This is a genomic window from Roseicyclus persicicus (genome assembly GCF_012395815.1).
Lineage (GTDB): Bacteria > Pseudomonadota > Alphaproteobacteria > Rhodobacterales > Rhodobacteraceae > Roseicyclus > Roseicyclus persicicus.
Window position 1 is genome coordinate 841,870 of the sequence record NZ_JAAZQQ010000001.1, and the last position, 22,269, is coordinate 864,138.

Consider the following 22,269-nt stretch of genomic DNA (forward strand, 5'->3'; position numbering starts at 1 on the left):
CCGCGCAGCCCTTTCCATGACGGGGGGACGTCATGCTGAGATGGCTGACCGAGTGCGACGAGGGCTGGCCCGCGGGCATGGGCCCGCTGGGCGCGCTGTCGGAGTGCAAGCTGCGGGTGGGCGATGCGGCCGAGGCCGGGTTCGACTGGCTGCAGGACAACCTGTCGGGCCTGTTCGACGCGATGGCCGCCGCGCTGGAGGTGATGATCGGCGCGATCCTTGCCGTGCTGCAGGACCCGCCGAACACCGGCTGGATCTGGGACCTGCGGCGCTCCGAGATCACCTACCTCTACCCCGAGGCGTGGCATCCGATCCTGGTGTCGGCGATCTTCGTGGCGCTGGCCTGGTGGCTGCACCGCGGCTGGCGGGTGCCGGCGCTGATCGCCGGGGGGCTCCTGTTCATCATCAACCAGGGCTACTGGGAGGAAACGACCGAGAGCCTGACGCTGGTCCTGTCGGCCTGCGTCGTGTGCATGGGGCTGGGCGTGCCCATCGGCATCGCGGCGGCGCACCGGCCGCGGCTCTATGCCTGGATGCGGCCCGTGCTCGACCTGATGCAGACGCTCCCGACCTTCGTCTACCTGATCCCGGCCATCGTGTTCTTCGGCATCGGCATGGTGCCGGGCCTGATCGCCACGGTGATCTTCGTGCTGCCCGCGCCGATCCGGCTGACGCATCTGGGCATCACCGCCACGCCCACGGCGCTGCTCGAGGCCGCCGACGCCTTTGGCGCCACGCCGCGGCAGAAGCTGTGGAAGGTGGAACTGCCCTACGCCGCGCCGCAGATCATGGCGGGGCTGAACCAGACCATCATGCTGTCGCTGTCCATGGTGGTGATCGCCGCGCTGGTCGGCGCCGATGGCCTGGGCGTGCCGGTGGTGCGCGCGCTGAACCAAGTGAACACCGGGCTCGGCTTCGAGAGCGGGTTCATCATCGTGGTCGTGGCGATCCTGCTCGACCGCCTCTTGAGGGTGCAACGCCGATGACAACCGCCGTCCGTTTCCACGAGGTCTGCATCATGTTCGGCGACGCGCCCGCGCCCGCGCTGGAGCGCGCCGATGCGGGGGAGACCCGGGCCGAGATCCAGGCCGCCACGGGCCATGTGCTGGGCGTGCACGACTGCACGCTTGAGGTCGAGGAGGGCGAGATCCTGGTCCTGATGGGCCTGTCCGGCTCGGGCAAGTCCACGCTCCTGCGGGCCGTCAACGCGCTGAACCCGGTGGTGCGCGGCCATGTCGAGGTGCGGGTGGGCGACCGCATGGTCAACGTGACCGAGGCGCGGGGGGCCGAGCTGCGCCACCTGCGGCAGACGGCGGTGGCCATGGTGTTCCAGCAGTTCGGCCTGCTGCCCTGGCGCACGGTGCGCGAGAACGTGGGGCTGGGGCTGGAGCTGGCCGGGCAGGCGCCCGAGGCGCGGCGGGATGCCGTCGACCGGCAGCTGGCGCTTGTGGGCCTGACCGACTGGGCCGAGCGCCGGGTCGGCGAGCTGTCGGGGGGGATGCAGCAGCGGGTGGGCCTTGCCCGCGCCTTCGCCACCGACGCCCCGATCCTGTTGATGGACGAGCCCTTTTCCGCGCTCGACCCGCTGATCCGCACCAAGCTGCAGGACGAGTTGCTGGACCTGCAGAGCCGGCTGAAACGCACCATCGTCTTCGTCAGCCACGATCTCGACGAGGCATTCAAGATCGGCAACCGCATCGCCATCATGGAGGGCGGGCGCATCGTGCAATGCGGCACCCCGCGCGAGATCTTCTCGCGGCCGGCCAACGCCTACGTCGCCGAGTTCGTGGCGAACATGAACCCGCTGGGCGTGCTGACGGCGCGCGACGTGATGCTGCCGGTGCCGGGTGACGGCGCGCGCATCCCCGCCGAGATGTCGGTGCGCGAGATCCTCAGGCATTTCGCCGAAAGCCCCGCGCCGCTGGCGGTGGAGGAGGGCGGCGCGGTGATCGGCCGGGTGACGCCCGACAGCGTGACGGCGCGGCTCGGGGCCTGAGCGGCTCAGGGGTCGGCCCCGGGGCAGCGGGACAGGGCAAGGATCATCCGCCAGTCGAAGGGGTGGCGGACGCCGCGCTCCTGCAGCCAGCGGTCCTGCAGCAGGTAGGCCTCGAGCTCGGGCGCGCCGGTGCAGGCCCAGTCGCGGTTGGTCAGCTGGACGTGGTGGATCAGCTCGTGCAGCAGCACGGACTGGTCGAACAGGCTCACCGGCGACCACGGGTGCGTCAGGAAGATATGGGTCTGCCCGTGGTCGTAGGCCGCCAGCAGCGCCGGGTCGACGATCAGGTCGGCCTGCGCATAGGCGATTGTCTCGCCGACCCGGCAGAACGAGACCGTGGGCGGATCGGTGTAGGTGGGCAGGAGGTCGTAGTCGGTCGCCAGGGCGATCCAGCCGACCAGCCCGTCGAACAGCGGCCGGCCGATCGCCTCGGGCAGGGGCGGGCCGAGGGGCGCCGGGGGGCAGCCCGCGGCGTCGTCGCCGGCGTGGCCGGGCCCGGCGGCAAGCGCGGCGCAGAGCAGGGCCACAGCCCCTGCGGCGCGTCCCCACGTCCCGGCTGGCCGTGTCGGCATCGGGTCCTCCCTCGGCGGTCACGGGGCAGGCTAGGGGGCGTCGCGGCGCCCGGCAATGACCGGCGTCACCCGGCCTCCAGCATCCCCATCAGCCGTTCGAGGTGCCAGTCGCTGTCGCCCATCTGGTGGTCGATCATCACCAGCCGCTTGGCGTAGTGGCTGACCGGGTATTCCCAGGTCATCGCGATGCCGCCATGCATCTGGATCACCTCCTCGGCGACCTGCCGGGCGATGCGGCCGACGAGGTGCTTGGCCTGGCTCACCCGTTTCGCGCGCTCGGGCGTGTCCATCGCCGAGGCCGCGAGGATGACGATGGAGCGCGCCTGTTCGATCTCGATGGCGAGGTCCACCGCCCGGTGCTGCAGCGCCTGGAAGGTGCCGATGGGCTGGCCGAACTGCTTTCGCGTGGCCAGGTAATCGGTGAGCATGGCAAAGGCCGCTTCCATCGCCCCCAGCGCCTCGGCCGACAGGGCCAGCGCGGCCCAGTCCCGCGCCTCCTCCAGCGCGGCGCGGGCCTCGGGGATCAGGCAGCTGGCCGGGGTCGCGTCGAGGAACACCTCCGCCGCCGGCCCGCCGTCGATCATGCCGTAGCCCGCGACCTCGGCGTCGCCGGCGGCGACATCCCACAGGCCCGGCCCCGCGGCGGCGACCAGCAGGCGGTCGGCGCCGGCACCGCCGTAGACCACCGTCTTGCGGCCCGTCAGGCGCCCGTCCGCGGCGCGGGTGGTCAGCGCGTCGAGATCCCAGCCCGCCTCGGCCTCGTCCAGTGCCACGGCGGCGCGGGTCTCGCCCGTCAGCAGCGGCTCCAGGTCTCCCCCGGCGGCGAGGGTCAGCCGGATTGCCATGAGCTGCCCCAGCACCGGCTCGGGGCAGAGCGCGCGGCCCAGCTCCTCGAACACCACGGCGACGTCGAAGCCGGTGCCGCCGATGCCGCCGCGGTCCTCGGGCGCCAGCGCGTGGAACAGGCCCAGCCCGGCCAGCGCGGCCCATTGGGCGGGGTCGTGGAACGGCGCGGCATAGGCGACGCGGGTGCGGTGATCGACCGGGTATTGTTCGAAAAGGTAACGGCGCAGCGTATCGGTCAGCATCCGGCGGTCGTCGGAGATCGAGAAATCCATCAGCTGTTCAAACCCTTGGCAAGGATGTTGCGCTGGATCTCGTTCGATCCGCCGTAGATCGAGATCTTGCGATTGTTGAAGTAGCTGGCGGCGTTGCGGGCATGGCCCTCGGGCGCGATCTGCAGGTTCGCCTCCAGGTCCTCGGAGGGGAAGGGCGCCGCCGCGGGCCCGAGCGCGCGGCGGGCGAGGTCGTTGATCGCCTGCCGGATCACGGTGCCCTTGATCTTCAGCATCGAAGGTTCGGTCGTCAGCCGCCCGCCCCGCGCGGCGCGGTCGAGCATCCGCAGGTTGGTGATGCGCATGGCCTCCAGCTCGGCCTCGACGGCGGCAAGGCGCGCGGCGAACAGCGGGTTGCGGATCAGGGGCTTGCCGCCGCGGGTGACGCGGCAGGCCAGTGCCTTGACCTGCTCCAGCGCCTGAAGGGAAAAGCCGACGCCGGCGATGTTCGTCCGCTCGTGGCCGAGCAGGAACTTGGCGATGGTCCAGCCCTCGTTCTCCTGCCCGACGAGGTTGGTCACGGGCACGCGCACATCGGTGAAGAACACCTCGTTCACCTCGTAGCCGCCCTCGATCAACCGGATCGGCCGCATCTCGATGCCGGGCGTGTCGAGGTCGACCAGCAGGAAGGAAATCCCCTCCTGCGGCTTGCCGTCGGTGCGGGTGCGGACAAGGCAGAAGATGCGGTTGGCGTGCTGGCCCAGCGTCGTCCAGGTCTTCTGCCCGTTCACCACGTAATGGTCGCCGTCCCGCACCGCGCGGGTCTTGAGGCTGGCGAGGTCCGAGCCCGCGCCGGGTTCGGAATAGCCCTGGCACCACCAGTCGCGCCCGTCGAGGATGCGCGGCAGGTACTCGGCCTGCTGCGCGGGCGTGCCGTAGGTCATCAGCACGGGGGCCAGCATCTTCAGGCCGAAGGGCACGATCCGCGGCGCGTTGGCGCGGCAGCATTCCTCCTCGAAGATGTGGCTCTCGACCGGTCCCCAGCCCTGCCCGCCGAACGCCTTGGGCCAGGGCCCCGCCAGCCAGCCCTTGGCGTTCAGGATCGCGTGCCAGCGGTCCATCTCGGCCTTGCCCAACTCGCGCCGCGCCGCGACCTTGGCGGCGATGTCGGGCGGCAGGGCCTCGGCGAGGAAGGCCCGCACCTCGGCCTGAAAGGCCCGTTCCTTGGGCGAATAGGTCAGGTCCATCTCAGTCCTCCCGGTTCAGGTCGGCGAAGCGGCCGCCCGCGCGCGCCATCCGGCGCAGGATGTCCGGCACCTGCCAGAAACGAGGGTTGTCAAGGGCATGGCGTTCGATCCTCGCACAGATCTCGGCCGCGCCGATGGCGTCGGCCTGGTGCAGCGGCCCGCCCTTCCAGCGGGGAAAGCCGTAGCCGAACAGGAACACGGCATCCACGTCGATGGGCCGGAGCGCGATGCCCTCCTCGACCACGCGGGCGGCCTCCATGATCATCGCGGTCTCGTAGCGGGCCACGATGTCGGGGGCGTCGAGCGGTCGTGGCGTGATCCCCTCGGCCGCCTGTATCTCCCTCAGAAGGCGGGGGATTTCCGGGTTCGGCACGGGGCCGTCGCCGCTGTGGTCGTACCAGCCGCGCCCCGTCTTGCGCCCGAACCACCCCGCCTCGCAGAGCCGGTCGGCCAGCGCCCCGTGGTAGCGCGCGGCGGGGTCGCGGGTGGCGGCCTGCCGCTTGCGCGCGGCCCAGCCGATGTCGAGGCCCGCGAGGTCGCCCATTTCGAAGGGGCCCATGGCGAAGCCGTAGCCGCGCACGGCCGCGTCGATGGCCGCGATCGGCGTGCCGTCCAGCGCCATCAGGTCGGCGGCCTTGCGATAGGCCGACATGATCCGGTTGCCGATGAAGCCGTCGCAGACGCCCGCCCGCACCGCGATCTTGCCAAGACGCCGGGCCAGCGCGAAGCCCGTCGCCACGACCTCGGGCTGCGTTTCGGCGGCCACGACGACCTCCACCAGCCGCATGACATGGGCAGGGGAGAAGAAGTGCAGACCGAGGAAATTTTCCGGGGCGTCAAGGCCCTGCGCCATCTCGTTCAGGTCGAGATAAGAGGTGTTGGTGGCGATCAGCGCGCCGGGGCAGGCCAGTTCGATCTCGGACAGCACCGCCTGCTTCACGGACATGTCCTCGAACACGGCCTCGATCACGAGGTCGCAGCCGGACAGGGCCGCGGCCGCGGTCGCGGTGTCGAGCGACAGGGCGGCCCGGGCCTCGGGCCTGAGCTTGCCGCGGCTCACGGCGCCGTCGAGGTTGCGGGCGATGGCGGCGCTGCCCCGGGCCAGCGCCTCGGGGGATTTTTCCACCAGAACAACGGGATAGCCTGCCAGCAGGCAGGCCGTGGCGATGCCGCTGCCCATGGTGCCCGCGCCCACGACACCGATCTGCCCGACCGGGCGGGGCGTGGCGGTAGCCTCGCGGATCTTGGCGACCGCGCGCTCGGCGAAGAAGGCGTGGATCAGGCCCGCGCGCTGCGGGCTGTCCATGCAGAGCCGGAACAGGCGCCGCTCCTCCGCGAGACCTTCGGGCAGCGGCAGGGCAGCCGTGGCGACCGCCTCCACACAGCGGTGCGGGCTGAACAGGTGGGGCTGTGAGTGCTTCAGGGCTTCGGCTGTTTTCTCAATCGCTTCGGGGTCTGGGGTGATGTGGATATCCCCCGTGCGCCGGGTCGGGAGCCGTCCGGCCAGCACCTGCCCGGCCGCGGCCAGCGCCACCGCGCGCGGGTCGCCCTGCGTCACCTGATCGACGAGGCCGAGCGCCAGCGCCTCCTCGGCCCCGATGCGGCGGCCTGTGGTGATGAGGTCGAGCGCGGCGGCCACGCCGATCAGCCGGGGCGCCCGCTGGGTGCCGCCCGCGCCGGGCAGGATGCCCAAGGTCACCTCGGGGAAACCCAGCGTGACGCCGGCGACGGCGACCCGGGCATGGGCCGCTATGGCGACCTCGAGCCCGCCGCCAAGCGCCGCGCCGTGCAGCACGGCGACGACGGGTTTTTCACAGGATTCCAGGCGGTTGCAGATCTCTGGCAGCCAGGGACCGGCCGACGGCCTGCCGAATTCCCGGATGTCCGCGCCGGCGATGAAGCTGCGCCCCTCGCCGTAGAGCGCGATCACCTCGACCGCGGGGTCCGCGGCCAGCCGGTCGAGCGCCGCCACCAGCCCCGCCCGCAACGCCGCCCCGGCGGCGTTCACGGGCGGATTGTCGAGTGCGATCAGGCCGATCCGCCCCTCCACGCCGGTCCTGACGAATTCTGCCATCGCGTCCTCCCTCGCGCCGTCCCGGCCAAGACTAACACGGGCGCCCGCCGGGGCCAGCCGGACGCTGCGTCCCCGCGCATGGACAGGCGCGGGCCGACCGCCTATCCCTTGGGCGACACGGGGGGGAGGGAGCCATGCCAGAGGCCTTCATCTGCGACTACATCCGCACGCCCATCGGCCGGTTCGGGGGCGCGCTGAGCGCCGTGCGCGCCGACGACCTCGGTGCCATCCCCTTGAAAGCCTTGCAGGATCGGAACCCGGGCGTCGACTGGGCGGCTGTGGACGAGGTGATCTACGGCTGCGCCAACCAGGCCGGCGAGGACAACCGCAACGTGGCCCGCATGTGCGCGCTGCTGGCGGGCCTGCCCGAGACCGTGCCGGGGGTGACGGTGAACCGGCTCTGCGGGTCGGGGATGGACGCGGTGCTGGCCGCGGCGCGGATGATCCGCACGGGCGAGGCCGACCTCGTGATCGCGGGCGGCGTGGAAAGCATGAGCCGTGCGCCCTTCGTCATGCCCAAGGCCGAGACGGCGTTTTCCCGCAGCGCCGAGATCTTCGACACGACCATCGGCTGGCGCTTCGTGAACCCGGTGATGAAGGCGCAATACGGCATCGACTCGATGCCCGAGACGGCCGAGAACGTGGCCGCCGATTTCGCCGTCGCCCGCGCCGACCAGGACGCGTTCGCGCTGCGGAGCCAGGCGCGGGCCTCTGCCGCGCAGGGCTCGGGGCGGCTGGCGCAGGAGATCGTGGCGGTGCCGATCCCGCAGCGGCGGGGCGATCCGGTGCTGGTCGGCCAGGATGAACATCCCCGCGCAACCACCCTGGAATCCCTTGCTAAACTGCCCGCGCCCTTTCGCGCCGGCGGCAGTGTGACGGCGGGCAACGCCTCGGGCGTGAACGACGGGGCGGCGGCGCTGATCCTCGCCTCGGAGGCCGCGGCCAAGGCGCATGGCCTGACGCCCATCGCCCGGGTGCTGGGTGGGGCGAGCGCGGGCGTCGCGCCGCGGATCATGGGGGTGGGGCCGGTGCCCGCGACGCGCAAGCTCTGCGCGCGGCTGGGCCTGACGCCCGCCGATTTCGACGTGGTCGAGTTGAACGAGGCCTTTGCGGCGCAGGCGCTGGCCGTGCTGCGCCAGCTCGGCCTGCCCGATGACGCGGAACACGTGAACCCCAATGGCGGGGCCATCGCGCTGGGTCATCCGCTGGGCATGTCGGGCGCCCGGATCACCGGCACGGCGGCGCTGGAGCTCAAGGCACGGGGCGGGCGCCGGGCGCTCGCCACAATGTGCGTCGGCGTGGGCCAGGGGATCGCCCTGGCCCTCGAGGCCGTCTGAGGCGTCAGAAGAACGCCTGCAGCCCGGTCTGCGCGCGGCCGAGGATCAGCGCGTGCACGTCATGGGTGCCCTCGTAGGTGTTGACCGTCTCGAGGTTCTGGGCGTGGCGCATGACGTGGTATTCCGCCATGATCCCGTTGCCGCCATGCATGTCACGCGCGGCCCGGGCCACGTCCAGCGCCTTGCCGCAATTGTTCCGCTTGATCAGGGAGATGAGCTCGGGCGCGCAGCTGCCCTCGTCCATCATCCGGCCGGCGCGCAGCGCGCCCTGCAGCCCCAGTGCGATCTCGGTCTGCATGTCGGCGAGCTTCTTCTGGAACAGCTGCGTCTGCGCCAGGGGGCGGCCGAATTGCGTCCGGTCGAGGCCGTACTGGCGCGCGCGGTGCCAGCAGTCTTCCGCGGCCCCCATCACGCCCCAGGCGATGCCGTAGCGCGCCCGGTTGAGGCAGCCGAAGGGCCCCTTGAGCCCCTCGACACCGGGCAGGAGCGCGTCCTCGCCGACCTCGACGCCGTCCATCACGATCTCGCCGGTGACCGACGCCCGCAGGGACAGCTTGCCGCCGATCTTGGGCGCGCTGAGGCCCTTCATGCCCTTTTCCAGCACGAAGCCGCGGATCTTGCCGCCATGCGCCTCGGACTTGGCCCAGACCACGAAGACATCGGCGATGGGGCTGTTGGAAATCCACATCTTGGACCCCGACAGCCGGTAGCCGCCGTCGATCTTCTTGGCCACCGTCTTCATGCCCGCAGGGTCGGAGCCGGCGTCAGGCTCGGTCAGGCCGAAGCAGCCGATCAGCGTGCCGGCAGCGAGGCCGGGCAGGTATTTCGCCTTCTGCGCCTCGGAGCCGTAGGCGTGGATCGGGTACATGACCAGCGAGGACTGCACCGACATCATCGAGCGGTAGCCCGAATCCACCCGCTCCACCTCGCGCGCGACGAGGCCGTAGGTGACGTAGCCCGCGCCCAGCCCGCCGTATTCCTCGGGGATGGTGACGCCCAGAAGGCCCATGGCGCCCATCTCGGCGAAGATCTCGGGCGCGACGCGCTCGTTCAGGTAGGCGTCGGTGACGCGGGCCGCCAGCTTGTCCTGCGCGTAGGCGCGGGCGCTGTCGGCGACCATGCGCTCCTCTTCGCTGAGCTGCTCGGCGAGGTGAAACGGGTCGGCCCAGTCGAAGGGCGCGAGCGAGGGGCCGGAATGGCGGGCGTGTCCGTCGGGCATGGGATCATCTCCTCTGGCTTTGCCCCCAATCATAGCATTTGCACCGGTTGTGCAACCCCGCGCGCATCACTAGCGTCGCGGTGGGAGATCGCAGGGAGGGCAGGGCGATGGATCTGGGGCTGTCGGACAAGGTGCGGCCGCTGGTCGAGGAGGTGCGGCGGATGGTGCGCGAGGACATCGCGCCGCTGGACGCCGAGTTCCACGCCGAGGTCGGGCGTCACCCCTCGGGCGACCGCTTCGCGATGACGGACCGGCAGGTGCAGATCCTCAAGGATCTGAAGGCCAGGGCGCAGGCGCAGGGGCTGTGGAACTTCTGGCTGACGGACAGCGACAAGGGGTTCGGGCTGTCGACGGTCGAATACGCCTATCTCGCCGAGGAGATGGGGGCGGTGACCATCGCGCCCGAGGTGTTCAACTGCAACGCGCCCGACACCGGCAACATGGAGGTGCTGGAGCGCTACGGCACGCCGGCGCAAAAGGCGCGCTGGCTGCCCGGGCTGATGGCCGGCGAGACGCGTTCGGCCTACCTGATGACGGAGCCGGGCGTCGCGTCCTCGGATGCCACGCAGATTTCGCTCAAATGCGAGCGGCAGGGTGAGCACTACGTCCTAAACGGCGAGAAATACTGGGCAACCGGCGCCGGCGACCCGCGCTGCGTCCTGTATATCGTGATGGCCTGCACTGATCCGGCCGGGGCCAAGCACGCGCGCCACACCATGCTGCTGGTGCCCGCCGATACGCCCGGCATCGAGAAGCTGCGGCCGATGCAGGTCTTCGGCCATGACGACGCGCCGCACGGGCACATGCACATCCGGTTCACCGACGTGCGGGTGCCTGTCGACGCGGTGGTGCTGGGCGAGGGGCGCGGCTTCGAGGTGGCGCAGGGGCGGCTGGGCCCCGGGCGCATCCACCATTGCATGCGGGCGATCGGACGGGCCGAGTATGCCCTTGAATTGATGTGCAAACGGGCCCTGAGCCGCGAAGCCTTCGGCAAGCCGCTGGCCGAGTTGGGCGCGAATTACGACATCATCGCCAACGCCCGGATTGAGATCGAGATGACGCGGCTCTTGTGCCTCAAGGCGGCCTGGATGATGGACCACGCGGGCGTTCGGGCGGCGCAGCCGTGGATCTCCAAGATCAAGGTGCAGGCGCCCCTGATGGCGCTCAAGGTGGTGGACGAGGCGATGCAGATGCATGGCGCGACGGGCCTCAGCCAGGACACGCCGCTGGCGGCGCTTTACGCCGATTTGCGGACGCTGCGGCTGGCCGATGGGCCGGACGCCGTGCACCGGCGGCAGGTGGCGCGGGCGGAGCTGCGCAAGTATTCCAACGCGGCGCGATGAGCCTCGATCTTCAGGCCGTGGCCGGTTGGATGGCGGGGCAGGGGATCGACCTGCAAGCCCCTCTGACGGCCGAAAAATTCGCGGGCGGGCAGTCGAACCCCACCTATCTTCTGACCGACGGGGCGCAGGAATGGGTGCTCCGCCGCAAGCCGCCCGGCAAGCTCCTGAAATCGGCCCATGCGGTCGAGCGGGAGTTCCGGGTGCAGCGGGCGCTGGCGGGGTCCGAGGTGCCGGTGGCGCGAATGGTGGCGCTCTGCGAGGACGACGCGGTCATCGGCTCGGCCTTCTACCTGATGGCGCGGGTGCGGGGGCGGAGCTTCGACGACCCCCGGCTGCCGGAGGTGCCGCAGGCGGAAAGATCGGCCTGCATCAACGAGATGGGGCGCGTTCTTGCAGCCATCCATAAAATTGACCTGACCGCCACGGGCCTCGCCGACTACGGCCCGCGCGGCAACTACTACCGGCGCCAGATCGACCGCTGGTCGCAGCAATACCGCGCGACCGAGACCGGGGCGATCCCGGCGATGGACCGGCTGATGGCCGCGCTCGACGCGGCCTGCCCCGAGGATGACGGGCGCGCGACGCTGGTGCATGGCGACTACCGGATCGACAACCTGCTGTATGCGCCCGACGCCCCCCGGATCGTCGCGGTGCTGGATTGGGAGCTCAGCACCATCGGCCACCCCTTCGCCGATCTCGCGGCGGTCGTCATGCAGTGGCAGATGCCGCCGGGCGCGCAGGGACGGGGCCTGAAGGGGGTGGACCGCGCGGCGGCGGGGCTGCCCACGGATGCCGAGTTCGTGGCCGGCTACTGCGCGCGCATGGGTCTGGACCGCATAGAGAATTTCGGCTTCTACGTCGCGTTCTGCTTCTTCCGCATGGCGGCGATCCTGCAGGGCGTGAAGAAGCGCGCGCTCGACGGCAACGCGTCGGACCCAGAGCGCGGGCTGCAGCTCGGCGCGTTGGTGCCGCTCTACGCCGAGGCCGGGCTGGAGGCGCTGGGGTGACGCCCTGCCCGGATTTCGGGCGCCGCGATGCACGGGGTGCGGGCCGGCGACGTTCCCGGTGGACAGCGCGCGCCGGTCGCGCCTAGCTGGGGCAAAACGGAGACGCCCATGACCCTGCCCCGCCCGCACTGGCGCGAGATGACGACGCGCGAGTTCGCCGACAGCGACACCTCGGAGTGGATCGCCGTCCTGCCCATCGCGGCGATCGAGCAGCATGGCCCGCACCTGCCCGTGGGGGTGGATTCGCTTCTGGCCGAGGCGATGGTCGCGCGGGTGGTGGCGGCGCTGCCGGCCGACCTGCCGGCGACCTTCCTGCCGGTGCAGCAGGTGTGCAAGTCGAACGAACATATTGAATTCCCCGGTACTTTGACCCTGACCTGGGAGACGGCGATCAAGGTCTGGCTGGAGATCGGGCAGAGCGTCGCGCGCGCCGGGCTGCGCAAGATGGTCATCGTCACCAGCCACGGCGGCAATGTCGCGCCGATGGAGATCGTCGCGCGCGAGCTGCGCCAGACCCTGCGCATGGCGGTCGCCACCACCGCGTGGACGCGGCTGGGCGGGGCGCGGGTCTACAACTATCCCGAAGGGCCGATGGTGGACATCCACGGCGGGCTGTCGGAGACGTCGATGATGCTGGCAGCCCGGCCCGACCTGGTGCGGTCGGAGCTGGCCGAGGATTTCCAGAGCCGCCAGACGGCGCTGCGGCAGGGGTCGGCCAAGCTGGGCTACCACATGGCCGAGGCCAACCTCGGCTGGCTTGCGAATGACCTGAACCCCAAGGGCACGGTGGGCGACGCGTCCTCAGCCAGCGCGGAGCTGGGCGAGGCGGACCTTGCGGCGCAGACCGAGGGGGTCATCGCGCTGCTGCGGGACATGCAGCGCTACAGGGTGGAGTCCTGATTTTCATTTTCGCGCCAAGAAGGTTCGATTTTGAAAATCTATTCAGAAATATCTTTCAAATAGCCAACGTCACCGCTCGGCCTGAAGCCCCGCCACGATCTCCGGTATCCGCTCCTTGAAGCGAAAGAACCCGTGGGTGGCGTGGGGCCAGGCGGTGCGGTCGTAGTCGCGCAGCACGCGCACGAGCCGGATGCCCTCGCGGGACAGCCGCCGGTCGAGCCGGGCAAGCGCCGTGGCCGCCGGGCCGACCGGGGCGTAGGGCGTGACGATCTGGTCGATGCCCTCCGCCACGGCCCAGTCGACGACGGCCGCGGGGTCGTCGGCCACCGGCCCACGCGGGCCCAGCCGGTCGGCCCAGCGGTCCGCCGCGTCGCGCGCCGCCGCGGCCGTGAAGCCCAGAACGCCCTCGGCCACGGGCCGCGGCGACCGGCCGGCGGCGGACAGGAGCACGGCATGGCCCACCGGCGCCGGCCCCGGCAGCGGCAGGAGGAACCCGGGCGCAAGGTCTTCCTCGGTCAACAGGATGCCGGTCCGCATCCCCGGCGCGGGGGTATCGCCCCCGGGCACCGGGCCCCGGGGCGGGTGCGGCGGGCCGGACAGCGGCGCGGCGTCGGTGAATAGGCCCTTGGGCGAGAACCGCCCGTCGGTGTAGCGCGCGATGTTGTCGGCGCGCGCGAGGTAGTGCTTGCCCGGCGTCTGCAGCCCCGCGACCCAGCGCCACGACAGGGTGTTCGACGCGGGGTCGCCGTCGAGCAGGTGGCGCAGGAAGAAATCGGCCCCCGCCTCCCACGGCAGGCGCAGGGTGAAGATCCAGATCGAGGCCAGCCACATGCGGGCGTGGTTGTGCAGGTAGCCGGTCTCGACCAGCTCCGCGATCCAGGCGTCGAACCCGTCGATCCCGGTCGCGCCGGCCTCGGCGGCGGCGAGGCGGTCGGCCATCCGCCCGTCCGACAGCGCCCGGTCGAGCCCGTCGCGGTAGTCCGACCAGACCGCGGGCCGCAGCTCCAGCCAGCCCTTCCAGTAGGTGCGCCAGACCACCTCCTGCACGAATTTCTCGGCGGCCTGCAGGGAATGGCGGCCGAGGACGGCCTCAAGCACCTCGGCCTCGGTCAGCAGCCGGTGGCGCAGGAACGGCGACAGGCCCGAGACATGCGGGTGCCCCGGCAGGTCGTGGTTGCGGCGCGCGGCATAGTCGCGCCCGGCATGGGGCAGGAAGCGGGCGAGGCGGCTCAGCGCCTCGGTGCGGGTGGCGGGGGGCAGGGGCGATCCGGTCATGGCGCGGGAGCTAGGGGGCCGCGGCGCGCTGTCCACGGAAATGGCCGCCTGCCCTTGCGGCCCCCCGGACCCACCACTAAGACTCGGGGACAACGACGCCATATCGCATGCGAGGCAGGCCGCCATGAAAGACCCCGTCGATCTCTACATGAACACGCTCGTGCCGATGGTGGTCGAACAGACCAGCCGCGGCGAACGGGCCTACGACATCTTTTCGCGGCTCCTGAAGGAGCGGATCATCTTCGTGAACGGCCCCGTCCACGACGGCATGTCGAGCCTGATCGTGGCGCAGCTGCTGCACCTCGAGGCCGAAAACCCGTCCAAGGAAATCTCGATGTACATCAACTCGCCCGGCGGGTCGGTGATCGCGGGGATGAGCATCTACGACACGATGCAGTACATCAAACCCAAGGTCTCGACGCTGGTCTGCGGGCTGGCGGCCTCGATGGGCTCGGTGATCGCGCTGGGCGGCGAAAAGGGGATGCGCTTCTCGCTGCCGAACTCGGAGTTTCTGGTGCACCAGCCCTCGGGCGGCAGCCAGGGCACCGCGGCCGACATCCTGATCCAGTCGCGCCACATCGAGCAGACGCGGGAGCGCTTCTACCAGCTCTACATGCGCCACACGGGGCAGGATTACGAGACCGTCCAGCAGGCGCTCGACCGCGACAAGTGGATGACGCCCGAGGAGGCGCTGGAGTGGGGTCACATCGACGAGATCGTGACCAGCCGCGCCGCCGCCGCCAGTGGCGCCTGAGGCCGCCTTCACGGTCCCGTGCCCGCGGGGTGCCCGCGGGGAATTTGACGTTGTGGTGACCGGTGGCCTGTTCTAGGCTTTCGGAAATCCGCGGTCCGGGATGCGCCCGGGCCGGGGCCGGCATGGCCCGCAAGACCCGGTAAGGTGGACGACATGGCGAATTCATCCGGCGACTCGAAGAACACGCTCTACTGCTCGTTCTGCGGCAAGAGCCAGCACGAGGTGCGCAAGCTGATCGCCGGTCCCACGGTGTTCATCTGCGACGAGTGCGTCGAGCTGTGCATGGACATCATCCGCGAGGAAACCAAGACCTCCGGCCTCAAGTCCTCCAGCGGCGTGCCGACCCCGCAGGAAATCTGCGACGTGCTCGACGACTACGTGATCGGCCAGCGCCACGCCAAGCGCGTGCTGTCGGTCGCCGTCCACAACCACTACAAGCGGCTGAACCACAGCGGCAAGACCGACATCGAGCTGTCGAAGTCGAACATCCTGCTGATCGGCCCCACCGGCTGCGGCAAGACGCTTCTGGCGCAGACGCTGGCGCGCATCCTCGACGTGCCCTTCACCATGGCCGACGCCACCACGCTGACCGAAGCGGGCTACGTGGGCGAGGACGTCGAGAACATCATTCTCAAGCTGCTGCAGGCCTCGGAATACAACGTCGAGCGGGCGCAGCGCGGCATCGTCTACATCGACGAGGTCGACAAGATCACCCGCAAGTCGGACAACCCGTCCATCACCCGCGACGTGTCGGGCGAGGGCGTGCAGCAGGCGCTGCTGAAGATCATGGAGGGCACCGTCGCCTCGGTGCCGCCGCAGGGCGGGCGCAAGCATCCGCAGCAGGAATTCCTGCAGGTGGACACGACCAACATCCTGTTCATCTGCGGCGGCGCCTTCGCCGGCCTCGACAAGATCATCGCGCAGCGCGGCAAGGGCAGCGCGATGGGCTTCGGCGCCGACGTGCGCGACCCCAAGGACAAGACGCCCGGCGAATACTTCAAGGAACTCGAGCCCGAGGACCTGCTGAAGTTCGGCCTGATCCCCGAATTCGTCGGCCGCCTGCCCGTCATCGCCACGCTCGAGGATCTCGACGAGGCGGCGCTGGTCACCATCCTGACCCAGCCCAAGAACGCGCTGGTCAAGCAGTACCAGCGCCTGTTCGAGCTGGAGGACGTGAAGCTCAAGTTCACCGACGACGCCCTCAAGGCGATCGCCAAGCGCGCCATCGCCCGCAAGACCGGCGCGCGCGGCCTGCGCTCGATCATGGAGGACATCCTCCTGAACACCATGTTCGAGCTGCCCAGCACCGACGGCGTCGAAGAGGTGGTGGTGAACGAGGAGGCCGTGGCCTCCGAGGCGCAGCCGCTGATGATCTACGCCGAGCGCAAGAAGGAAGGCCCGGCCACCGCCGGGTGACCGGGCGCGTCGCCGGAAAGGATCGACGGCCTCGCCCTTGGGCGGGGCCGTTCGCGTTTGGGCTCAGGCCAGCGTCACCGCCACCCCGCCGATGCCGTCGATGACGACCTCCACCACCTGCCCGGCCTTGACCGGCCGCGCGCCCAGCGAGGTGCCGCAGGCGATCAGGTCGCCCGGGTTCAGCGTCATGTCGCGCGACAACAGGCTGACCACCGTCGCGGGGTCGAGGATCATGTCGGCCGCCGGGTAGGATTGCCGCTCGCGCCCGTCGACCAGCACCCGGACGGTCAGCTCGCGCCAGTCGAGGCCGGTGGCGATGACCGGGCCGACCACGCCGAAGCCGTCAAAGCTTTTCGCCCGCGTCCACTGGGCAAAGCTCGGCTCGGCGTTCAGCACGTCGAGCGAGGTGAAATCATTCACGCAGGTGTAGCCGAGGATGGCGGCGGCGGCCTCCTCCGGCGAGGCGTCCCTGATCCGGGCGCCGATGACGATGCCCAGTTCCCCCTCGAACACCACGCGGCCCGCGCTTTCGGGCAGGGTCACGGTGGCGCCGGGGCCGGCGAGCGAGGTGTCGGCCTTGAGGAACCACAGCGGGTGCGTCGGGTAGGCGTTGCCGGCCTTGTCGGCGGCGGCCCTGAAGTTGTTCCACAGGCCGATGAACTTGCCCGGCGCGACCGGCGGCAGGAGCGTCACGTCCGACAGCGGCACCGGCGCGCCCGCCGCGGCGTCGGCGCCCAGCCTCGCCCGCGGGTGCAGGTGGTCGCCCTCGATCACCCCGGTGATCGTCGCCCCTTCCGGGGTCGTGCCGCGGGCCCATGCCGTCATGTCCTGTCCTCCCTTGCGCGCCCTGCCGGCGCGGTCCCTGCCTTGGTCAGCGCAGCCAGAGCTTTTCGCGCTTCAGCGTGTTGCGGATGACCTGTTCCTTGCGCGGCAGGGCCTCGCGGTCGAACAGCGCCCGCGCCTTCTGGCCCTTGCCCTGGTAGATCATGCGCTTCATCGGCTCGTAGGCCTTGAGCACCCGCTTGATCCGGTTCGGCGCGGTCACTTCCTCCATCAGGTCGATGACCCGCTGCGGTTCGCGCGCGTAGGCCAGAGGCAGCACGCGGTAGTGGCAGCTGTGCGACCCGTCGAGCCAGCCCGCCGGCAGCGCGTCGCGTCCGCCCCCCAGCGCGTGGATCACCAGCGGCAGCGCCACCTGGTCGAGCCAGGGGTCGAGCGACTGGCACACCAGTTCCGGCGGCGGGTCGTCGCGGATCGAGACGGCATACTCGGCAAAGCGGCGGCCGAATTCGGCCGGGTCGCGGTAGTAGAAGAAGCCCGCGTTGAAATAGAGGTAGCGGCGCCAGTATTCCTCGGGCCAGGCGGTGTCGAGCGAGGCCTCGAAATCGAGGCCGAACCGGTCGTAGAGCGATTTCCACGTCTGCGTGTAGCCCGGCCCGTAAAGCTGGATCTCGGGCCAGGTCGCCTCCACCCGCAGGCTGGCCGAGGGCCGGTCGAAGTCGAAGGGCACCTCGGTCAGATCGCCGGTGATCACCGTGTCGGTGTCGAAGAACACGAAGGGCTCGCCTTCGGGCAGGGCGGCCAGCGCCTCGATCTTGTTGCCGTAGGGGTAGCTGGCGCCGAAATGGCGCGACTCGAAGGGCAGGATCTCGGCGCCGAAGGCATCCGTCAGCAGCGCGCGGGCGTCCGCATCGGCGATGCGCGGGTCGCCCGGCCAGCGGGCCCCGGGCTGCGGCTCGGCGACGATCAGGCGGCCGGGAAAGGCCGGGTTGGTGTGCCGGAACGCGGCGGCGAACAGCAGGGCCTCGTAGGTCAGCCGGCCGGCCTGCGCCACGATCATCACGTGGAACGGGGGGCGGCGGGATGTGTCTGCTGCGGCCATGTGCTGCTCGGCTCTGCCCTCGGCTCTTGGCCCGCAGACTAGCCGCGCCGGGCGCGCCGCGCCAGTGCCAAGGGGCCGTGTCCTGATGGGGAGGGGGGAGTGGTGGGCGACCCTGGAATCGAACCAGGCATGGGTCTCCCCGGCGGAGTTACAGTCCGCTGCCGCACCTTGCAGCTCGTCGCCCGACGCGAGGGGACGGATAATCAGGCGGGCGGGGGGCGTCAACCGGAAAACGCGGGGACCACTTGGCATTCGCCACCGCCCCGCGTAACCCGGACGGGCAAGACGGGAGCGCGGATCGTGGCGAAGAAACCGGCCTGGGTGATCGACAAGGAACGCGAGCGCCGCGCGGCGGCCTCCGAGACGCTGTGGCTGTTCGGCCTGCACGCGGTGCGCGACGCGCTGGTGAACCCCGCGCGCGAGCGGCTGAACCTCGTCGTCACCCGCAACGCCGCCGACAAGCTGGCCGACGCCATCGCCGCGGCCGGGATCGAGCCCGAGATCGCCGACCCGCGCAAGTTCCCCGCGCCGCTCGACCCCGGGTCGGTCCACCAGGGCGCGGCGCTCGAGGTGCGGCCGCTCGACTGGGGGCGGCTCGAGGATCTGGCCGAGCCGGGGCAGGGCGCGCCGCGGCTGGTGCTGCTCGACCGGGTCAGCGACCCGCACAACGTGGGCGCCATCCTGCGTTCGGCCGAGGTGTTCGGCGCCCGCGCCGTGATCGCGCCCGCGCGCCATTCCGCGCCCGAGACCGGCGCGCTGGCCAAGACCGCCTCGGGCGCGCTGGAACGGCAGCCCTACCTGCGGGTGCCGAACCTCGGCAACGCGATGGAGACGCTGAAGGCGATGGGCTACGTCTGCCTCGGGCTCGACGGCGCGGGCGACGCCGAGATCGGCGAGACCGCCGCGCGCTACGTCCAGCACCCCGTCGCGCTGGTGCTGGGGGCCGAGGGGCCGGGCCTGCGCGAGCGCACGCGGGAGCTGTGCGACCATCTCGTCCGCATCCCGGCGGCGGGGGCCTTTGGCTCCCTCAACGTCTCGAATGCGGCGGCGGTGTCCCTATATGCGGTCACACGCCCCTGACGGACCGGATTGCCCATGCCCGATACCAAGATCGCCACCTGCTCCTATTGCGGGCGCCGACAGGCGCTGCGGCTGACCGCGCGGGGCGGGCACGAGCTGGCCTGCGGGTCCTGCGGGGCGCCGCTCCACGAGATGAAATGGCTGAAGCCGCCGGACCCCGCGCACCCGGTCAAGCGCAGCCCGCGCGCGCCCGCGCCCCATGGCGGGCCGCTGCCGCCGATGCCGGTGGACGACCCGCGCCAGCGCCGGCCGGTCAAGCGGCGCAAACCGCTCTGGCGCCGCGCGCTGGAGGAGGCGGTGGACCTGATCGAGGACATCTTCGACTGACGCCGCGCTCACGGGCGGTCACGCTTGCGTGGCGGGGCTGTCGCGGGCGGCGGGCGCGGGGCATCCTCGGCGCGTGACCCAACCGGAGACGCCGCCATGATCCCCCGCCGCACCGCGCTTGGCCTGCTGGCCCTCGCCCCCGCAACCCTGGCCCTGCCGCGCGCCGCCCGCGCCGCCGAACCGCGCGTGTTCCAGCGCGGCGGCCTCGCCATCAACGGCATCGACCCCGTCGCCTATTTCGACGGCAACGGCCCGGTGCCGGGCCTGCGCGACTGGTCCCACGACTGGGACGGCGCGACCTGGGTTTTCGCCGGTGCCGCCAACCGCGACGCCTTTGCCGCCGATCCGGCGCGCTTTGCCCCGGCCTTCGGCGGCTACTGCGCCTTTGCCGCCTCGCGCGGCTACCTTGCGCCGACGATCCCCGAGGCGTGGTCGGTGCACGACGGGCGGCTGTTCCTGAACGCCAGCCTGCGCGCCCGCGAGCTGTGGCTGGCCGAACTGCCCGGCGTCATCGCGGCGGGCGAGGCGAACTGGCCCGCGATCCTCGGCTGAGGGCCGCCCCGTGATCACGTTTTTGTGGACAACCCTTAAACACCGCGGACTGCGACCCATATGTCACTCATGACGTTGTGGTTCGGAACACCACACGTCCATCACTGTCCCTCGTTCCGTGACTTGCGCCCGCGCTGACATAGCTGCGGGCGCTTTTTCTTCGTGCTATCAGGGGGGCATGACCGAGACCTATCCCGACGATCTCCTGCGCGACATCCTCAAGCGATCCCGCGTGTTCGCCTGCATCGGCGTGTCCCCGAACCCGGTGCGCCCCAGCCATTACGTGGGCCGCTACCTCGGGCTCAAGGGCTACCGGGTGATCCCGGTGAACCCCGGCCATGCCGGCGAACGGCTCTGGGGGGTGGAGGTCCGCGCGCGGCTGTCCGACATCGACGAACCCGTGGACGTGGTCGACATCTTCCGCCGCCCCGAGGCGGTGCCCGCCATCGTCGACGAGGCGCTGGCGATGGAGCCGCGCCCCAAGGTGATCTGGATGCAGATCGGCGTGACCCACCCCGAGGCCGCGGCCCGGGCCGAGGCGGCAGGGCTGACGGTGATCCATAACCGCTGCCCCAAGATCGAGTACCAGCGCCTGTTCGGCGAACTCAGGATGGGCGGCTTCGCCACCGGCATCATTTCCTCGAAACTCTGAGACGGAGACAGCACGATGGCAGCCCGCGACCGGCGCAGCACCTCGGTTCTGGCCTCGGCCTCGCTGATCCGCTGGATCGGGCGGCGGCTGTGGCGATCCTTTTTCCTCGTGATGTTCGCGGCCACGCTGGGCCTGCTGGTCTGGGCGCTGACCTCGGCGCCGGCGTTCACCCGCCTGTCCGCCGCGCTGGGCGCCGTCTGGCCCGAGGCGCCGCTGGTGACCGACGCGATGGCGCGCGACCTGTCCGCCGAACGCGACGCCCGCGCGGCGGCCGAGGCCGAGGTAGCGGCGCTGGCCACGCGGCTGGCCGAGGCCGAGGCCCGGCTGTTTGGGGTCGAGGCGGCGCTGGCCGACAGCGTGGAGGCGGGGGCCGCGGCCGAGGCGCTGGCCGAGCGGCGGCTGGAGCAGCTCGCCGCGACCACCCGGCGCTGGCTCGACCTGCAGCGCGAGGTGGCGCGGCTGGAGGCCGAGGCGGCGGAGAGCGCGGCGCCCTAGCGGCTGGCCTTTTCCTCGATCCCCGAACGGCCCTCGCGGCGGTCGAGCTCGGCGTAGACGTCGGCCAGCGCCACGTCGCGCGCGGCCAGCATGACGAGGAAATGGTAAAGCACGTCGGCGGCCTCGGCGGTCAGCTTCTCGCGGTCGCCGCGGGCGGCCTCGATGATCGCCTCGATCGCCTCCTCGCCGAATTTCTCGGCGGCCTTCGCGGGGCCCTTGGCAAGCAGCTTCGCGGTCCAGGACGACTCGGGGTCCGCGCCCTTGCGCGCCTCGATCGTGGCGGCGAGCCGCAGCAGCCTGTCCTCGCTCATGTCAGCCTCACGGGGATGCCGGCGGCGGCCATGTGGGCCTTGGCCTCGGCGATGGAATAGGTGCCGAAATGGAAGATCGAGGCGGCGAGGACCGCGCTCGCATGGCCCTCGATCACGCCCTCAACGAGATGGTCGAGCGTGCCGACCCCGCCGCTGGCGATCACCGGCACCGGCACGGCGTCGGCGATGGCGCGGGTGAGCGGGATGTTGAAGCCCTGCTTGGTGCCGTCGCGGTCCATCGAGGTCAGCAGGATCTCGCCCGCGCCCTTGGCGACCACGGTCCGGGCGAAGTCCACCGCGTCGATGCCGGTGGGGCGGCGGCCGCCGTGGGTGAAGATCTCCCACCGGCCGGGCGCGACGGTCTTGGCATCGATGGCCACCACGATGCACTGGCTGCCGAACTTGTCGGCGGCGCGGGCCACCACGTCGGGGTCGGCCACGGCGGCGGAGTTGAAGCTGACCTTGTCGGCGCCGGCCAGCAGCAGGTTGCGCACGTCCTCGACCGTGCGCACGCCCCCGCCGATGGTCAGCGGCATGAAGCACTGTTCCGCGGTGCGGGTGGCAAGGTCGTACATCGTGCCGCGGTTCTCGTGGGTCGCGTGGATGTCGAGAAAGCACAGCTCGTCGGCCCCCGCGGCGTCGTAGGCGCGGGCCTGTTCCACCGGGTCGCCGGCGTCGACGAGGTCGACGAAGTTCACGCCCTTGACCACGCGGCCGTCGGCGACGTCGAGGCAGGGGATGATGCGGGTCTTGAGCATGGGTCTGGCCTAGCCGA

General features: G+C 71.0%; 23 protein-coding genes and 1 tRNA gene. 13 read left to right on the forward strand and 11 right to left on the reverse strand.

Annotated features, from left to right (window positions below; translation table 11 throughout):
• Positions 1-32: 32 nt before the first annotated feature.
• Complete coding sequence (choW, locus tag HCU73_RS04295; RefSeq protein WP_210730466.1) at positions 33-986, forward strand: choline ABC transporter permease subunit; 954 nt, start codon at positions 33-35, stop codon at positions 984-986.
• Entirely contained in the window at positions 983-1,996 is a 1,014-nt protein-coding gene (gene choV, locus HCU73_RS04300; protein WP_168622146.1) for a choline ABC transporter ATP-binding protein, read from the forward strand. Before choW ends, choV begins: the two co-directional genes overlap by 4 nt.
• Positions 1,997-2,001: 5 nt before the next feature.
• On the opposite strand, the gene HCU73_RS04305 is transcribed toward choV, so the two are convergent.
• From HCU73_RS04305 to HCU73_RS04320, 4 genes are all read right to left on the reverse strand, one after another.
• Complete coding sequence (locus HCU73_RS04305) at positions 2,002-2,523, reverse strand: DUF6647 family protein (RefSeq protein WP_168622147.1); 522 nt, start codon at positions 2,521-2,523, stop codon at positions 2,002-2,004.
• Positions 2,524-2,633: 110 nt separating this feature from the next.
• Positions 2,634-3,686: an acyl-CoA dehydrogenase family protein gene (locus HCU73_RS04310; RefSeq protein ID WP_168622148.1), complete on the reverse strand. Its 1,053-nt coding sequence runs from the start codon at positions 3,684-3,686 to the stop codon at positions 2,634-2,636.
• Positions 3,686-4,870 (reverse strand): acyl-CoA dehydrogenase family protein, encoded by a 1,185-nt coding sequence (locus HCU73_RS04315; protein ID WP_168622149.1) that lies wholly within the window; start codon positions 4,868-4,870, stop codon positions 3,686-3,688. Before HCU73_RS04315 ends, HCU73_RS04310 begins: the two co-directional genes overlap by 1 nt.
• 1 nt (position 4,871) lies before the next feature.
• Complete coding sequence (locus HCU73_RS04320) at positions 4,872-6,944, reverse strand: 3-hydroxyacyl-CoA dehydrogenase NAD-binding domain-containing protein (protein WP_168622150.1); 2,073 nt, start codon at positions 6,942-6,944, stop codon at positions 4,872-4,874.
• Positions 6,945-7,078: 134 nt separating this feature from the next.
• Here HCU73_RS04320 and pcaF point away from each other — a divergent pair, with 134 nt between their 5' ends.
• Positions 7,079-8,281 carry a 3-oxoadipyl-CoA thiolase gene (pcaF, locus tag HCU73_RS04325; RefSeq protein WP_168622151.1) on the forward strand — a complete coding sequence of 401 codons (1,203 nt, stop codon included), beginning with the start codon at positions 7,079-7,081 and terminating at the stop codon, positions 8,279-8,281.
• A gap of 4 nt (positions 8,282-8,285) precedes the next feature.
• On the opposite strand, the gene HCU73_RS04330 is transcribed toward pcaF, so the two are convergent.
• Positions 8,286-9,500: an acyl-CoA dehydrogenase gene (locus tag HCU73_RS04330; protein WP_168622152.1), complete on the reverse strand. Its 1,215-nt coding sequence runs from the start codon at positions 9,498-9,500 to the stop codon at positions 8,286-8,288.
• A 107-nt stretch (positions 9,501-9,607) separates the two neighbouring features.
• On the opposite strand from HCU73_RS04330, the gene HCU73_RS04335 reads away from it, so the two are divergent.
• The 3 genes from HCU73_RS04335 (at position 9,608) to HCU73_RS04345 (ending at position 12,750) form a co-directional block, all read left to right on the forward strand.
• Positions 9,608-10,843 carry an acyl-CoA dehydrogenase family protein gene (locus HCU73_RS04335; protein ID WP_168622153.1) on the forward strand — a complete coding sequence of 412 codons (1,236 nt, stop codon included), beginning with the start codon at positions 9,608-9,610 and terminating at the stop codon, positions 10,841-10,843.
• Entirely contained in the window at positions 10,840-11,850 is a 1,011-nt protein-coding gene (locus HCU73_RS04340; protein WP_168622154.1) for a phosphotransferase family protein, read from the forward strand. The genes HCU73_RS04335 and HCU73_RS04340 overlap by 4 nt, the downstream gene beginning before the upstream one ends.
• 108 nt (positions 11,851-11,958) lie before the next feature.
• The gene (locus HCU73_RS04345) at positions 11,959-12,750 is read left to right on the forward strand and encodes a creatininase family protein (RefSeq protein WP_239025432.1); all 792 of its coding nucleotides are present in this window, start codon (positions 11,959-11,961) and stop codon (positions 12,748-12,750) included.
• Positions 12,751-12,819: 69 nt separating this feature from the next.
• Here HCU73_RS04345 and HCU73_RS04350 read toward each other — a convergent pair whose 3' ends face one another.
• The gene (locus HCU73_RS04350) at positions 12,820-14,025 is read right to left on the reverse strand and encodes an FAD-binding domain-containing protein (protein WP_168622155.1); all 1,206 of its coding nucleotides are present in this window, start codon (positions 14,023-14,025) and stop codon (positions 12,820-12,822) included.
• Positions 14,026-14,149: 124 nt separating this feature from the next.
• Here HCU73_RS04350 and HCU73_RS04355 point away from each other — a divergent pair, with 124 nt between their 5' ends.
• Together HCU73_RS04355 and clpX are read left to right on the forward strand one after the other, a co-directional pair.
• Positions 14,150-14,779 (forward strand): ATP-dependent Clp protease proteolytic subunit, encoded by a 630-nt coding sequence (locus HCU73_RS04355; RefSeq protein WP_168622156.1) that lies wholly within the window; start codon positions 14,150-14,152, stop codon positions 14,777-14,779.
• A gap of 153 nt (positions 14,780-14,932) precedes the next feature.
• Positions 14,933-16,195, forward strand: coding sequence for an ATP-dependent Clp protease ATP-binding subunit ClpX (clpX, locus tag HCU73_RS04360; protein ID WP_168622157.1), 1,263 nt, complete (start codon positions 14,933-14,935; stop codon positions 16,193-16,195).
• Positions 16,196-16,258: 63 nt separating this feature from the next.
• On the opposite strand, the gene HCU73_RS04365 is transcribed toward clpX, so the two are convergent.
• From HCU73_RS04365 to HCU73_RS04375, 3 genes are all read right to left on the reverse strand, one after another.
• Positions 16,259-17,020 carry a fumarylacetoacetate hydrolase family protein gene (locus HCU73_RS04365; RefSeq protein WP_168622158.1) on the reverse strand — a complete coding sequence of 254 codons (762 nt, stop codon included), beginning with the start codon at positions 17,018-17,020 and terminating at the stop codon, positions 16,259-16,261.
• Between the two features lie 46 nt (positions 17,021-17,066).
• Positions 17,067-18,077 carry a hypothetical protein gene (locus HCU73_RS04370; protein WP_168622159.1) on the reverse strand — a complete coding sequence of 337 codons (1,011 nt, stop codon included), beginning with the start codon at positions 18,075-18,077 and terminating at the stop codon, positions 17,067-17,069.
• 100 nt (positions 18,078-18,177) lie between these two features.
• Positions 18,178-18,261 (reverse strand) — tRNA-Tyr (locus HCU73_RS04375).
• A gap of 116 nt (positions 18,262-18,377) precedes the next feature.
• Here HCU73_RS04375 and rlmB point away from each other — a divergent pair.
• The 5 genes from rlmB (at position 18,378) to HCU73_RS04400 (ending at position 21,183) form a co-directional block, all read left to right on the forward strand.
• Positions 18,378-19,157 (forward strand): 23S rRNA (guanosine(2251)-2'-O)-methyltransferase RlmB, encoded by a 780-nt coding sequence (gene rlmB / locus HCU73_RS04380; protein WP_168622160.1) that lies wholly within the window; start codon positions 18,378-18,380, stop codon positions 19,155-19,157.
• 15 nt (positions 19,158-19,172) lie between these two features.
• On the forward strand, positions 19,173-19,484 hold the full coding sequence (locus HCU73_RS04385; protein WP_168622161.1) for a hypothetical protein: 312 nt from the start codon (positions 19,173-19,175) through the stop codon (positions 19,482-19,484).
• Between the two features lie 96 nt (positions 19,485-19,580).
• On the forward strand, positions 19,581-20,036 hold the full coding sequence (locus HCU73_RS04390) for a YHS domain-containing (seleno)protein (RefSeq protein ID WP_168622162.1): 456 nt from the start codon (positions 19,581-19,583) through the stop codon (positions 20,034-20,036).
• Between the two features lie 178 nt (positions 20,037-20,214).
• Positions 20,215-20,688 (forward strand): CoA-binding protein, encoded by a 474-nt coding sequence (locus tag HCU73_RS04395; RefSeq protein ID WP_168622163.1) that lies wholly within the window; start codon positions 20,215-20,217, stop codon positions 20,686-20,688.
• A 15-nt stretch (positions 20,689-20,703) separates the two neighbouring features.
• Positions 20,704-21,183, forward strand: coding sequence for a hypothetical protein (locus tag HCU73_RS04400; protein WP_168622164.1), 480 nt, complete (start codon positions 20,704-20,706; stop codon positions 21,181-21,183).
• Here HCU73_RS04400 and HCU73_RS04405 read toward each other — a convergent pair.
• Both HCU73_RS04405 and hisF read right to left on the reverse strand, forming a co-directional pair.
• Positions 21,180-21,494 (reverse strand): phosphoribosyl-ATP diphosphatase, encoded by a 315-nt coding sequence (locus HCU73_RS04405; protein WP_168622165.1) that lies wholly within the window; start codon positions 21,492-21,494, stop codon positions 21,180-21,182. The two genes, HCU73_RS04400 and HCU73_RS04405, sit on opposite strands and share 4 nt — an antisense overlap.
• Positions 21,491-22,252 carry an imidazole glycerol phosphate synthase subunit HisF gene (gene hisF, locus HCU73_RS04410; protein ID WP_168622166.1) on the reverse strand — a complete coding sequence of 254 codons (762 nt, stop codon included), beginning with the start codon at positions 22,250-22,252 and terminating at the stop codon, positions 21,491-21,493. Before hisF ends, HCU73_RS04405 begins: the two co-directional genes overlap by 4 nt.
• Positions 22,253-22,269: the final 17 nt, after the last annotated feature.